This window comes from Pseudoalteromonas sp. S3431, from assembly GCF_000690035.1.
Taxonomy (GTDB): Bacteria; Pseudomonadota; Gammaproteobacteria; order Enterobacterales; family Alteromonadaceae; genus Pseudoalteromonas; species Pseudoalteromonas fuliginea.
The window spans coordinates 33939-47567 of record NZ_JJNY01000049.1 but is presented as its reverse complement, the minus strand read 5'-3'; the positions used below and the strand labels follow the sequence as shown (position 1 = coordinate 47567).

Below are 13629 nucleotides of genomic sequence, written 5' to 3'. Positions count from 1 at the left end.
ATTGAACGGCAGCTTCGGTTCAAAATCATTCCAAATTGGTTCAAATGCAAACGAAACAATTAACGTATCACTGTCTAGTGTAGCGGCAGAAAAAATTGGTTCTAACCAAGTTAATCTACAATCAGCAGCAGCAGATGGTTTTGGTCAAGCTGCAGCTGCTACAGCAACACTAGCAACAAGTGCTGTTGCAGGCGGTACATATGATATCTCTGGACGTAATGACGCTCAAGTTACTATTGCTGCAGGCGCTAGCGCAGAAGATGCAGCTGCTGCAATTAACAGTGTAACGAGCTCTACAGGTGTTACAGCTCAAGCAAGAACTGAAGCTGGCTTATCTCTTTCTGCGCTAGCTGCTGCAGATGAATCTGTAAGTTTTGAACTTAATGGTGAGAAGTTATCATTTGTTGCTACAGGTTCTAAATCAGGTGATGAGCAAGCATTAGCAGAAGCTATCAACAGTGCAACAGACGAGCATGGTGTAACTGCAACGATCGAAAATGGTGCTCTTTCTGTATCGAACAATAATGGTGCAGATATTACATTTGCAGATTTAACAGACAGTGCCGGTACACCTACAGTTGAACTTGATGTTACTCCAGAAGGTTATGATGGGGCTGCTGGTACAGCGGTAACATTAAATACAGCCGCTGGTGCAACGAGAGTATCAGGTGCTGTTCAGTTGAATTCTTCAGAGACATTTAGTGCTCAAGCAAGTGATGCGTCTTTAGCCGCCGGTACAACTGATGTAACAAGTAAGCTAAATGATGTTGCTGATGTTGATATTACAAGCCAGAAAGGCTCGCAAGATGCGTTAGCAATTATTGATAACGCGATTGCAAACATCGACTCACAACGAGCGAGCTTAGGTGCGGTGCAAAATCGTTTTGACCACACAATAAGTAACTTAGCGAATATATCAGAGAACGTGTCTGCATCACGTAGCCGAATTCAAGATACTGACTTCGCAACAGAAACAGCAGAGATGACGAAAAACCAAATATTGCAACAAGCAGGTACATCAATCTTGTCGCAAGCGAATCAGTTACCGCAAACAGCGCTTAGCCTACTAGGTTAATAAGCTAATAGTAGCGGCTAGGTTGTTGGCTAACTAATACAAAAAGTCAGTATTAGTAATTAAAAAGGAGATGGCTTTAGCTATCTCCTTTTGTAGTTTAAAGCTACAATTAGTACCAATCATATGCGTAATGCAGGAGGTGATATGAACACCATAACTTCAAGCTCGGAAACGATGTTGCCAGTTTCAACTACAGCGAGTGATGTAAAGCAAGCAGGTAACACTGCTAGTAATTTAACTGAACGTGCTATTGATGATGTAAAGCAAGTAGATACACAGACCCAGCAGCAATTGCAGCAGAAAATGTATGAAAAAGAGGCTGAAGATAAACAACAGCCTTTAGAACGTGAGCAACTAGAAGAAATGGCGCAACAATTGCAGGACTTTATGGGAGAAATGAATCGCAGTCTGCAATTTAAAGTAGATGAAGATTCAGGACGTGATGTAATTAAAGTGCTCGACAAAAACAGTGGAGAAGTAATTAAGCAATATCCTTCGGAGGAAGTATTAAGCTTAGTGTCTAAGCTGTCTGAATCGGCAGGTATTTTGATTGATCAAACGGTTTAGTATCAATATTAAATTAGTTTGTTTTTTAAGTATTTAAAGAGGTGAAGTATGTCTATTTCGTTTAATGGCTTAGGCTCTGGTTTAGCTGTATCAGATATTGTTGATGCATTAGTAAATTCAGAACAAGCACCAGCTGAAGCCCGTTTAAATACTAAAGAAGCTAGTTTAACAACTGATATTTCAGCCGTTGGGGCGTTAAAGTCAGCGCTTGAAAAAGTGCAAACCTCAATGGAAGCCCTTGGTGATAGTGACAAATATCAGCAACGTAGTACATCAGGCACTGATGATTTTATATCAATAAGTGCAGATGAAGACGCACAACCAGGCAGTTATAACGTAAAAGTGGATGCATTAGCGCAGGCTCATAAGTTATCATCAAGCGCATTTACTTCAGATGAGGCAATAGGGGCAGGTGTAATTACGATAGGCTCTGGTGATAATAGTTTCTCCACTGTTTTATCGGCTACCAATACTTTAGAAGACTTACGAGACCAAATTAATAACGGGCCTTTTACTGGCAATGATAGTAATGACTCAGTTGTTGCAACGATAGTAACAAGTGATTTAGGTCAGCACCTAGTGCTCACAAGTAAAGAGACCGGTGAAGAAAACGCGATTAAAATCACTGTACAAGACAGTGATGGTAATAATACAGATACAGGTGGATTATCTCGATTAGCCTATGATGTAACAGATGCAGACCCCCTAAATCATACAACTAACTTAACTGAAGTAAACGCTGCGCAGAATGCACAAATCACCATTGATGGCACGTTGGTTGTATCTAGCAGTACTAACGAGTTTAGTAATGTGATTGATGGTGTCGATATTACCGCTAAAAAACTGCATGATGCCGCGGATAGTGGTGACATAAGTGACATATCGGTCACTGAAAATAATAATAATATTAAAAGTGGTTTAAGCGGTTTTATTGCAAGCTACAATGAGTTGCTAGAACTTAGTAACACTTTAGGTGCATCTGGCGAAGATGGCGTAGGTGTAATGGCGGGAGATTCCTTATTACGTGGAGTCATGTCTAAACTAAGAGATACAATAACAAATTCAGTTAATGTAGAAGGTAATTCGCTGTCACTTTCACAACTAGGTGTAACAACAGACCGATATGGTGTGCTTAGTTTAGATAGTGATACCTTAAGTGACCAAATTAATGCAGATGTAGGTTCTGTGCAGCAGTTTTTTGTTGGCAGTAACGATGATGATGGTGGTTTTGCACAGTCGTTTGATGAGTTAATGAGTTTCTATACAGATTCTGACGGAATTATTCAAAACAGAATCGATAGTAAAACAAATCAACTAGATGATTTAGATGATCAGCGAGAGAGTTTAACAAGTAAAATGGAATCGTTATCGTCTCGACTATATGCTCAATATAACGCAATGGATTTATTAGTTGCAAGCCTTAATAACACCAGTAGTTATGTTCAAGCTCAATTAGAAAATATGCCAGGTGTAGTTAGACAATCAAATTAATCCTTTAGTAAAAGCTTTACTAAACGTGATCAATAAAAAACCGCTAAGTTTAAACTTAGCGGTTTTTTATTGTGTAATATTTATCTGAGATAATACTTATACTAATCTGCTTATATGGGGTCTATTTAACCTAAACTCTGGACAATAAATCTATCTCGGGCAGCTATTTTCAGCGCTAATACCAATCTGCAATAAAACTCGATAAATTTGAGGGCTTAAACTTGGCGCTAACTGTGTTAAAAATTTCTGATATAGAACAACTAAATAACGAAATTTTTGCCCAGTTATCGACAAGGTTTTCTTTCCTCAAAATAGCTCACTTAATTAAGCTGATTGGTATAAATTACGTGTAATATATAGAGTATTGAATAAAGTTATTTAATTTACTTACTAAGTCGCTTTATAAGCCTTAATAGCCCTTCCTGACTTTTTATACTTAATAATTGCTTTAGATGATTCACTTTTAGCTATGTTAGCTTTAGCTAAAATGGAATTAATTGTAATTTGAATTGACTGTAATTGCTCTGCATTAGGGCTGTTATTACTTTCACACCATTTTTTTAAATCTGTATTTAAGGTTTTTAAAATGGGTTGAGCTTCATCGGCATTATTATCGTTCACTAACGATTCAATTTCCTTAAGCAGTATTTTTATATGTTCTGCTTGATTTGTTGTTAGCTGCTCTGAAGCATTACTCGCATTCATAATATAAGCTAAACCGCAGAAACACGTTGATCAACAGGAATATTATCCCAGCCTTCTTTTATTTCTTTTACAATGTTAGACACCTCTAATACCGCGTCAACATCATTATTTAAATTGGCTTTGGTTAATGTGCGTTGGCAATAATCGTAAAGTGCCAATAAGTTGTTAGAAATACTAGGGTCTTGTTCTACTTCTAAATTAAGTGCATCTTGCAGCGCGCCGAATAACAAAACGCAGGCTGATATATTCTCGCCCTTTTTTTCAATCTCTTTTCGCTCAATAAATCCTTTTGTAGCTGCTAAACGACCAATAATATTACTGAAAATAAGATTTATTTGTTCGTACGGGGTCATTTCGGCAATATTACTTACACGAACTTGACTGTATTTTTTTACTGAAACATGAGCCATGGGGAAATCCTAGATTTAAACGATAAAAATTATGTAAAAATAAAAGCAATAATAATGCCAAGCATTTTTTACTTATCTATTTATCGGCATGTTCGCTTTCAACTTAAGCTAATATTAGATTATATTTACTAAGAAAGTCAGCTTTGCTAAGGAATTAAATAATTTTAAAAAAATGATTTTGACACAACTTTAATAATTGGTACTTAATGATTAACTCTTAAGTATTGTTATTTTAACTAGCTGTCTGTTTTTTGGCGTTTATGTCAAAAAAATGCCGCTATCGCTTGCATCCATGGCGAACTGGCTTACAATTTAGGTAATTAAATAAATGAGTGAAAGTACGGCTCGCTAAATATGATCTTGATTTTAGATAATAATAACAATCGCGCAATAGGTTTAAATGCATCGCTTACTTTTATTGGTGAAGCAGTACAATTGTTAAATGAAACAAATTTTGAACAAGAGTGTGAAAAGTACCAACAAAAAGAATGCATGATCATTTTAGGTGCATTGCAGTTTCTTGATCACGAAGGTTTAATTAAGCGCTACCCAACCTTACCTTTTTTATTAATAGGCGAAACCCTTAAACCATTACTAAGCATTGCTAATGTGGTTGGCCTCATTTGCGAACCGTTTAGTCATGAAGTAACAACACAGTTGCTTCACGATTGTCAGCAATATCAGCGAATGTTACCAAATGGACATAAACATACCAAACCCCTTAAAACCTTTGACGGGCTAGTGGGTGAAACAGATGCAGTAAAAGATGTACGCTTTTTAATTGAGCAAGTGGCAAAAACGGACGCTAATGTTTTAATTTTAGGTGAGTCAGGAACCGGTAAAGAAGTCGTTGCTCGTAATGTACACCTGCTTTCTAAGCGTAACAATGGGCCATTTGTGCCTGTTAACTGTGGTGCTATTCCGGCGGAGTTATTAGAAAGTGAGTTATTTGGCCATGAAAAAGGGGCATTTACAGGAGCAATATCCGCTCGTAAAGGACGCTTTGAACTTGCACAAGGTGGTACGCTGTTTTTAGATGAAATAGGTGATATGCCGTTGCAAATGCAGGTTAAGTTGCTGCGCGTATTACAAGAACGCAGTTACGAGCGAGTTGGCGGTACAAAGGCGATTCAAGCTGATGTACGTGTTATTGCTGCAACGCACCGAAATTTAGAAAATATGATTGAGGAAGGTAGTTTTCGTGAAGATTTGTACTATCGATTAAATGTATTTCCTATTGAAAACCCGTCATTAAGTGAGCGCGCAGATGATATTCCACTGCTTTTAAAAGAACTGATGCGCCGTGTTAACGATCAAACAGGTTCTACCGCTAAGTTTACTGAGCGCGCAGTGGAGAGCTTAAAAGAGCATGCTTGGCCTGGTAACATTCGTGAGCTAGCTAATTTAGTGGAACGAATGGTTATTATGTTTCCTGAAAAGGTAGTCGATATTCCCGATTTACCCAATAAATACCGCTATATTGAGGTAGAAGCATATGAGCCTGAGTACCCAGAAGAGTTAATGGAAAAAGACGCGTTTAACGATATATTTAGCACAGGATTCAGTGATTACGAAAACGAACCTGAAGCAGAGTTTAACCAAGTTGGAAGTGGGTTGTTGCCCGATGATGGTATTGAACTTAAAGATTACTTAGCCGAGCTTGAAATTAGCTTAATAACGCAAGCGTTAGAGCGCTTTGATTACGTTGTGGCTCGCGCAGCAGAAATATTAGGTGTACGCAGAACCACGCTAGTTGAAAAAATGAAAAAGTATAACCTTTCAAGAGATTAGTTTTTGAACGCCTGCAAGCAGCGCGTCTACAAAACAACCTCAAAAACTTTGGTGGTAGACGTCTAGCTTGCTCACGTGAAAAGCGAAGCTTTTAATTATTTAAACACCCATCCAAAAAACTACGTTTTTGAACGCCTGTAAGCAGCGCGTCTACAAAGCAACCTCAAATCAAAACTTTGGCGTAGACGCTGAGCTTGCTCGCGTGAAAAGCGAAGCTTTTAATTACCTACCTATTTACCTGCTTACTCACCACTAAAAGCCTTAATAATTTCTTCTTTTCTAAAACAGTCATTACTGTGATCGTTAACCATACCGCAGGCTTGCATGTGTGCATAGACTGTTGTTGGGCCTAAAAACTTAAATCCTCGCTTTTTTAAGTCTTTAGCAAATGCAGTTGATTGTTCAGTTATAGCAGGGTAGTCCTCAATATTATTCACGTGACTAACAAGCGGCTTATTACTCACAAATTGCCATTGATAGTTGCTAAAGCTACCAAACTCTTTTTGAATATCGATAAAACATTTTGCGTTATTAACAGTTGCTGCAATTTTTAAACGGTTACGAACAATCTCTTTATTTAACATTAGACGCTCAATGTCATCTGATGTAAATTCAGCTACTTTTTTTACATCAAAATTAGCAAATGCCTTTTTATAACCTTGGCGTTTTTTTAATATGGTGTACCAACTCAAACCCGCCTGTGCTGATTCAAGAGTTATAAATTCGAATAGTTTTTGGTCATCATAAAGTGGCACCCCCCATTCTTCATCATGGTAAGTAACGTAGTCAGGTTTAGTCGTGTCTAGCCATGGACAACGGCATTCTATTTGCTCACTCATTATTATTCCTTAGCGTGCGTCATTTTTATGTCGCTTGTTTTTCTTATGTAACTTAATGATAAATATATAAATAAACTTTGGTACAAATTGTGCATTTAACTCTGTATCTACATTAGTTTGAGATTTGATTATGGCCCTTGCAAGCGTGCTAAAACCACAGTTTATTTCTGCAAATAAGTATAACCCATGTTTACTTCAAGAGGAGTACATTGGTGAGCTAAGTGATCTTCGTAAGCAGGCAAGTTGGCTTTCGCACTTGGTTGATACAATGCCCACTGGTGTTGTTGTACTTGATGGTAAAGGCATGGTTGCTAAAGCGAACCAAATTGCGATTGATATGCTTGGTGAACCACTTGAAGGTGAAAAGTGGTTTTATGTTATTCAGCGGTCTTTCAAACCACATCAAGATGATGGACACGAAGTATCATTAAAAGACGGGCGTTTAATTAAGCTCGATATCACCGCTTTGGCTCCAGAGCCGGGACAACTTATTTTAATGACGGACTTAACTGAGACGCGACGTTTACAAAAACGTGTTGCACATATGCAGCGATTAAGTGCGCTGGGTAAAATGGTGGCGTCTCTTGCGCATCAAGTACGCACGCCTCTATCTGCAGCAATGCTTTATGCTGCTAACTTAGGCTCAAAGCGCTTGCCAGAAGCATCTCGCGATAATTTCCAAACTAAATTGATGTCACGATTAAAAGATTTAGAAACGCAGGTTAATGACATGCTGTTATTTGCTAAAAGCGGTGAGCAGCAAGTCGTTGAACAAGTCTCTATGCAGCAATTATTAACAGAAGTGAAAACCGGTGCTGATGCCATGGTCGCACTTAATGAAAGCGAGCTGGATGTAAGTCTTCCTGAACCAGATATTGTAATAGTGGGGAATAAGACAGCGCTAGCCAGTGCTGTTCAAAACCTTATTCACAATAGCATTCAAGTGATTGGTTCTGGGGCTAAAGTGCATTTGAGTGCCGCGACTGATTTACAAGATCACGACTTTGTGCGTATTAGTGTAAGCGATAATGGTCCCGGTATTGATTTAAGTCAGGCTGATAAAATGTTTGAACCCTTTTTTACTACAAAAAGCCAAGGCACTGGTCTAGGGCTTGCTGTTGTAAGTTCGGTGGTTAATGCGCATCAAGGACGTGTTGACGTTAGTAACAATGCTCATGGTGGAGCTTGTTTTAGTTTACTGTTGCCAATACGCGCGACATCTAAATTAGAGGAATCATTATGAGTAATATTATTTTAGTCGTAGAAGATGATGCGGGGCTCCGTGAAGCTTTAATTGATACGCTGGAGATGTCAGGTATTGAATGCGTTTCAGCTAATAGCGCAGAGCAAGCGATGTTATTGCTTAAAAAAGAGCAATTTTCATTAGTCGTAAGTGATGTGCAAATGGGAACCATGAGCGGTTTGGACTTACTGCGAAGTATTAAATTAAATTATCCCGATTTACCTGTATTGATGATGACGGCCTATGCCACGATTGATGATGCTGTTGAAGCTATGCGTTTAGGTGCTATTGATTATATGGCTAAACCATTTGCACCTGAAGTGCTGCTAAATATGGTGAGTCGCTATTTGCCTGAAAAAGCGAGAGAGACAGATGGCCCTATTGTTGCCGACCCAAGTAGCATTCAATTACTCGAACTTGCAAGTAAAGTTGCACGCTCTGATGCGAGTGTAATGGTGCTCGGGCCTAGTGGTTCAGGTAAAGAAGTGCTCGCGCGTTATATTCACGATAAATCGAGTCGATGCAATGAACCCTTTGTTGCTATAAATTGTGCTGCGATCCCTGAAAATATGCTTGAGGCCACTTTATTTGGTTACGAAAAAGGGGCGTTTACAGGTGCTATTCAAGCATGCCCTGGTAAATTTGAACAAGCGCAAGGCGGAACAATTTTACTAGATGAAATCACTGAAATGGATTTAGGATTACAGGCAAAGCTACTACGAGTGCTACAAGAGCGGGAAGTAGAGCGTTTAGGTGCTCGTAAGACAATCCAACTAGATGTTCGTGTATTAGCAACGAGTAATCGTGACTTAAAAGAAGCGGTCGCTAAGAACCAATTTAGAGAGGACTTATATTACCGACTTAATGTTTTTCCATTAATGTGGCGACCTCTTTGCCAGCGCCCTGGTGATATAATTATACTCGCAAAGCATTTAATAGAACGCCATATAAATAAAAGTAAAGAGCCTATGGCCTACTTAGATAAAGCAGCAGAGCAAAAACTACTTGCTCATGCATGGCCTGGTAATGTTCGTGAACTGGATAACGTAATTCAGCGAGCACTGATACTACGAAGTGGTAATACAATAAATGAACATGCTATTTTTATCGAAAACTTAGTAGCAAGCGATTTTGTAATTACACCAACAGAAGTATTGGAAACAGCAACGTCAAACGAAGCTATAAATAGCTTAAGCACGGCATATTACGATGAAAAAATGCCTATGGTTGGTGAGCCAAAGCAAGATTTACTTGCGGTTGACACCGGGAGCTATAAAGATGAACTTAAAGACAAAGAGCATAGTATTATTTTAGAAACATTAGCTCGCTGTCAAGGTAAGCGCAAAGATGTAGCAGAAACATTAGGTATTAGCCCTCGAACATTACGTTATAAGCTAGCGCAAATGCGCGATTTAGGTATTTCACTTCCTGCATAATCCCTCTAAGCCCCAAATTTAATTAATTTAATTTGGGGTTGTCAAAACTCTGACTCACAAGCTGACTGTAACCAATTGTTTTAATTGTGTTTTTAGTTGGCATGGTTTGTGCTTTATTATCTTTATAAGCTTAACTGCATTGTCAGAGAAAAATTATGAAAATTCAAAATAGCGCTGTCTTTCAAGAAATGCAATCAATGGCCCTTGAAGCTGGCCGTAATAATCAAATTAATAAATTGCCAACTCAAGTGCAGTCTACTTCTACTGCACAATTTGGCGATATGCTAAGTAATGCGCTAAATACAGTGCATGAGTTACAACAAGATACAGGCCAAAAAGTAAAAGCAGTTGAAATGGGTGACCGAAGTGTATCGCTTGCTGAGGCGATGATTGCTTCTCAGAAATCTTCGGTTGCATTTGAAGCTACAGTACAGGTTCGTAATAAACTTGTAGAAGCTTACAAAGAAATCATGAACATGCCTGTTTAACTAGGTAGTGGAGAATTATCGTGGCGCAATCTAACCAATCTACAGACCTTGCACTTGCTAGTGGTGATATCGACCAAAGTGATAGTGATGATCAACAAGAACAGAAATCAGGCTATTTAAGTGCTTTAAATGGTACTGATGTATTACGCCAAGTGACACTGGTTATAGCTCTGGCTATTTGTTTGGCTATTGCCATTTTTATCATTATTTGGGCACGTCAGCCAGATATGCGCCCATTGGGTAAAATGCAAACAGAAGAGTTAATTCAAACCCTCGATTTTTTAGATGCACAAAAGATAGAATATCAACTTGATGGTAATGTCGTATCGGTTGATGAAAGTGAATATCAAAATATAAAATTATTAATGACTCGCGAAGGGTTAGACCAAGGACCTACTTCGGGATCAGATATTATCATGCAAGATATGGGGTTTGGGGTTAGTCAGCGTCTTGAACGTGAGCGCCTCAAACATGGTAGAGAGCAGCAATTAGCACGTACTATAGAAGAGCTTAATAATATTACTCGTGCGAAAGTATTGCTTGCTATACCAAAAGAGAACGTATTTGCGCGCAGAGAGAAAAAGCCATCTGCCACCGTTGTGCTAACACTTAAACGTGGACGCTCTCTTAATGGTGAAGAGATAGACTCTGTTGTTGATATGATTGCTTCAGCAGTACAAGGCTTAGAGCCAGGTAGGGTGACTGTTACAGATCAAAATGGTCGCTTATTAAATTCAGGTTCGCAAAGCTCATTAGCAGCACGTTCTCGTAAAGAGTACGACTTAGAACGTAAACGAGAACAAGAATATTTAGAAAAAATAGACAGCATTTTAATACCTGTCGTAGGGCTTGCAAATTATACAGCCCAAGTTGATTTAAGTATGGACTTTAGTGCGATAGAAGAAACACAAAAACGCTACAATCCAGATTTACCTGCAGTGAGAAGTGAAACCACATTTGAAGAAAATAACATAGGCGGTTTAGCCGTTGGTATTCCAGGTGCGCTTACGAATCAGCCTCCACTAAACTCGAATATTCCAGAAGTAGCAGGACAAGGTGGTGCAGGAACAGGCACTTCGCCAACTCGTAATCACAAAGAATCTACGCGAAACTATGAGCTTGATACTACTATTTCGCATAAACGCCAGCAAACGGGGGTAATACGCAGAATAAGTGTATCGGTTGCTGTTGATTATATTCCAAAAGTGGATGAAAACGGCGAAACGACCATGACACCACGATCAGTGGAGGCATTGTCAAATATTCGTCGTTTATTACAAGGCGGTGTCGGGTTTGATATGCAGCGTGGCGATGCACTTGAAGTGGTAACAGTGCCATTTGTGCGTGAAACGACAGGTTTAGACCTTGAAGTCCCAATGTGGGAGCAAGATTGGTTTGTGAAGTATGTGCGTCTGGGTCTAGGTGCCTTAGTAATTATTGTTCTTATTATGGCCGTTGTTAAACCAATGCTTAAACGTCTAATTTACCCAGATAATACCTTGGAAGAGTATGATGAAGATGCATTGAGTTCAGGGGTTGATATTGGTGACAGTACACTTGATATGCTAAATAAAGACTTTGATTCTGCTTCAATTGGCTTCTCTAGCGATGGTACACTACAGTTACCAGACCTACATGGTGACGAGGACTTATTAAAAGCAATTCGTGCCCTTGTAGCTAACGAACCAGAACTATCATCACAAGTAGTGAAAGCGTGGTTAACAGAAGATGACTGATCAAGAACAAAAACAACTGCCAACAGCATTTGATGTTGATAAGCTCGATGGTGTAGATAAAGCGGCTATATTACTTTTGAGTTTATCAGAAGAAGATGCGGCGCAAATACTCAAGCATTTAGAACCTAAACAGGTACAAAAAGTGGGTATGGCAATGGCGGGCTTAGATGACTTGTCTCAAGCTAAAATAAGTGCCGTGCATAATTTGTTTATTGAACAAATTCAGAGTTTTAGTACGATAGGCTTCCAATCTGAAGATTTTATCAAAAAAGCACTTACAGCTGCATTGGGTGAAGATAAAGCAGCCAGCCTTATTGACCAAATTGTTATGGGATCAGGCGCTAAGGGACTTGATTCTCTTAAGTGGATGGACTCTAAGCAGGTAGCGAATATTATTCGTAATGAGCATCCGCAAATTCAAACTATTGTTTTATCTTATTTAGAGCCAGAGCAGTCTGCTGAAATATTGGCACAGTTTCCTGAAAAAGTACGTTTAGATTTAACTATGCGTATTGCTAATCTTGAAGAAGTGCAACCTGCGGCATTGCAAGAGCTCAATGAGATTATGGAAAAACAATTTGCAGGTCAAGCGGGTGCGCAAGCAGCTAAAATGGGCGGTTTAAAAGCTGCAGCTGATATTATGAACTACCTTGATACAAATGTAGAAGGGCAGTTAATGGACTCTATTCGTGAGCACGATGAAGAGATGTCACAGCAAATTCAAGACTTAATGTTCGTATTTGAAAACTTAATGGATGTTGAAGACCGTGGCATTCAAGCAATTTTGCGTGAAGTACAACAAGATGTACTTATGAAAGCGATTAAAGGCACAGACGATGCTCTTAAAGAGAAAATATTAGGTAACATGTCTAAACGTGCAGCAGAAATGCTTGCTGATGATTTAGAAGCAATGGCACCTGTAAGAATTAGTGAAGTTGAAGCTGCGCAAAAAGAAATTTTATCAACTGCACGTCGTTTATCTGATTCTGGCGAGATTCAGCTAGGTGGCGGTGGTGGTGAGGAGTTCCTGTAAAGCATGAGTAAGTTAAAAGGTCGTCCACTCAATGCAGAAGAAGCAGATGAATTATTAAGAAACTGGTCAGTGCCCAATATGGCTCCGGACGAAAGAAGTTTTGGAGATCGTTCAACTGCTTTTGGCACACCACTTTCGGATTTATACAAAAAAGAAATGGCCGAAGAGGTACCTGTAGAGGAACCTCAGGAACCTGAATTACCTTCTATTACTATGGCTGAACTTGAGCGAATTCGACAAGATGCTTATGAAGAAGGTCTTAAACAAGGGCATGAGCAAGGTTATATTGATGGTTTTGATAAAGGCGTTACAGAGGGAAAAGAGGCCGGTTATAAAGAGGGGCTTGAACTAGGTAAAACTCAAGGTCATGAGGACGTAAAACCATTAATTGAAGAACAACTCACGGGTTTGCGTAGCATATTAGATAATTTAACTACTCCTTTGAATAAAGTGGATGAACAAGTTGAAAAACAATTAGTCCAATTGACAGTAATGCTTGCTGAAGCAATAATTTATCAAGAAGTAAAAACCTCTCCTGATGTTATTTTACATACACTTAAACTAAGTATCGATTCGCTTAATGCTGAGCAAGAAAAGGTACGTATACATTTACACCCAGAAGATTTAGAACTCATAAAAAACAGCTATGGAGAACAAACCATCGCAGATAATAATTGGCAACTAATCGCTGAACCTACACTTGAACGTGGCGGTTGCGAGGTTAAAACAGCCCAATCCTCACTCGATATGACCTTGAAAACTCGCGTCAAAGAAACATTGGATAGTTTTTTGCATAATAGTGGTATCTAACTACT

13 protein-coding genes are annotated in these 13629 nt (G+C 38.9%); 10 read left to right on the top strand and 3 right to left on the bottom strand.

The window, feature by feature from the left end; genetic code table 11:
* From DO88_RS06550 to fliD, 3 genes are all read left to right on the top strand, one after another.
* On the top strand, positions 1–1075 hold a 1075-nt coding region (locus tag DO88_RS06550; RefSeq protein WP_033031496.1), incomplete at its 5' end, for a flagellin.
* A gap of 144 nt (positions 1076–1219) precedes the next feature.
* Entirely contained in the window at positions 1220–1642 is a 423-nt protein-coding gene (locus DO88_RS06555) for a flagellar protein FlaG (protein WP_007379096.1), read from the top strand.
* Between the two features lie 48 nt (positions 1643–1690).
* The gene (gene fliD, locus DO88_RS06560) at positions 1691–3133 is read left to right on the top strand and encodes a flagellar filament capping protein FliD (protein WP_007379097.1); all 1443 of its coding nucleotides are present in this window, start codon (positions 1691–1693) and stop codon (positions 3131–3133) included.
* A 390-nt stretch (positions 3134–3523) separates the two neighbouring features.
* On the opposite strand, the gene DO88_RS06565 is transcribed toward fliD, so the two are convergent.
* Both DO88_RS06565 and fliS read right to left on the bottom strand, forming a co-directional pair.
* Entirely contained in the window at positions 3524–3838 is a 315-nt protein-coding gene (locus DO88_RS06565) for a hypothetical protein (RefSeq protein WP_033031494.1), read from the bottom strand.
* A gap of 8 nt (positions 3839–3846) precedes the next feature.
* Entirely contained in the window at positions 3847–4248 is a 402-nt protein-coding gene (fliS, locus tag DO88_RS06570; RefSeq protein ID WP_007377968.1) for a flagellar export chaperone FliS, read from the bottom strand.
* 354 nt (positions 4249–4602) lie between these two features.
* Here fliS and DO88_RS06575 point away from each other — a divergent pair, with 354 nt between their 5' ends.
* The gene (locus tag DO88_RS06575; protein ID WP_007377967.1) at positions 4603–6039 is read left to right on the top strand and encodes a sigma-54 dependent transcriptional regulator; all 1437 of its coding nucleotides are present in this window, start codon (positions 4603–4605) and stop codon (positions 6037–6039) included.
* Between the two features lie 242 nt (positions 6040–6281).
* On the opposite strand, the gene DO88_RS06580 is transcribed toward DO88_RS06575, so the two are convergent.
* Complete coding sequence (locus DO88_RS06580) at positions 6282–6878, bottom strand: DNA-3-methyladenine glycosylase I (protein WP_007377965.1); 597 nt, start codon at positions 6876–6878, stop codon at positions 6282–6284.
* 130 nt (positions 6879–7008) lie between these two features.
* Between DO88_RS06580 and DO88_RS06585 the strand changes: the two genes are divergently transcribed.
* The 6 genes from DO88_RS06585 to fliH all read left to right on the top strand — a co-directional run bounded on the left by DO88_RS06585 (position 7009) and on the right by fliH (position 13624).
* Positions 7009–8121 (top strand): sensor histidine kinase, encoded by a 1113-nt coding sequence (locus DO88_RS06585; protein WP_007377964.1) that lies wholly within the window; start codon positions 7009–7011, stop codon positions 8119–8121.
* A complete protein-coding gene (locus DO88_RS06590) occupies positions 8118–9557 on the top strand; it encodes a sigma-54-dependent transcriptional regulator (protein ID WP_007377963.1) in 1440 nt (479 codons plus the stop codon). Before DO88_RS06585 ends, DO88_RS06590 begins: the two co-directional genes overlap by 4 nt.
* A 155-nt stretch (positions 9558–9712) precedes the next feature.
* Entirely contained in the window at positions 9713–10045 is a 333-nt protein-coding gene (gene fliE / locus DO88_RS06595; RefSeq protein ID WP_007377962.1) for a flagellar hook-basal body complex protein FliE, read from the top strand.
* Between the two features lie 20 nt (positions 10046–10065).
* Positions 10066–11781: a flagellar basal-body MS-ring/collar protein FliF gene (gene fliF, locus DO88_RS06600; protein ID WP_033039951.1), complete on the top strand. Its 1716-nt coding sequence runs from the start codon at positions 10066–10068 to the stop codon at positions 11779–11781.
* Positions 11774–12814: a flagellar motor switch protein FliG gene (gene fliG, locus DO88_RS06605; protein ID WP_007377960.1), complete on the top strand. Its 1041-nt coding sequence runs from the start codon at positions 11774–11776 to the stop codon at positions 12812–12814. Before fliF ends, fliG begins: the two co-directional genes overlap by 8 nt.
* 3 nt (positions 12815–12817) lie before the next feature.
* On the top strand, positions 12818–13624 hold the full coding sequence (fliH, locus tag DO88_RS06610; RefSeq protein WP_007377959.1) for a flagellar assembly protein FliH: 807 nt from the start codon (positions 12818–12820) through the stop codon (positions 13622–13624).
* The last annotated feature ends 5 nt before the right edge of the window (positions 13625–13629 follow it).

Coding starts and splice junctions, on each gene's coding strand:
- DO88_RS06555 (WP_007379096.1), top strand. CDS start 1,220: ATGAACACCATAACTTCAAGCTCGGAAACGATGTTGCCAGTTTCAACT.
- fliD (WP_007379097.1), top strand. CDS start 1,691: ATGTCTATTTCGTTTAATGGCTTAGGCTCTGGTTTAGCTGTATCAGAT.
- DO88_RS06565 (WP_033031494.1), bottom strand. CDS start 3,838: ATGAATGCGAGTAATGCTTCAGAGCAGCTAACAACAAATCAAGCAGAA.
- fliS (WP_007377968.1), bottom strand. CDS start 4,248: ATGGCTCATGTTTCAGTAAAAAAATACAGTCAAGTTCGTGTAAGTAAT.
- DO88_RS06575 (WP_007377967.1), top strand. CDS start 4,603: ATGATCTTGATTTTAGATAATAATAACAATCGCGCAATAGGTTTAAAT.
- DO88_RS06580 (WP_007377965.1), bottom strand. CDS start 6,878: ATGAGTGAGCAAATAGAATGCCGTTGTCCATGGCTAGACACGACTAAA.
- DO88_RS06585 (WP_007377964.1), top strand. CDS start 7,009: ATGGCCCTTGCAAGCGTGCTAAAACCACAGTTTATTTCTGCAAATAAG.
- DO88_RS06590 (WP_007377963.1), top strand. CDS start 8,118: ATGAGTAATATTATTTTAGTCGTAGAAGATGATGCGGGGCTCCGTGAA.
- fliE (WP_007377962.1), top strand. CDS start 9,713: ATGAAAATTCAAAATAGCGCTGTCTTTCAAGAAATGCAATCAATGGCC.
- fliG (WP_007377960.1), top strand. CDS start 11,774: ATGACTGATCAAGAACAAAAACAACTGCCAACAGCATTTGATGTTGAT.
- fliH (WP_007377959.1), top strand. CDS start 12,818: ATGAGTAAGTTAAAAGGTCGTCCACTCAATGCAGAAGAAGCAGATGAA.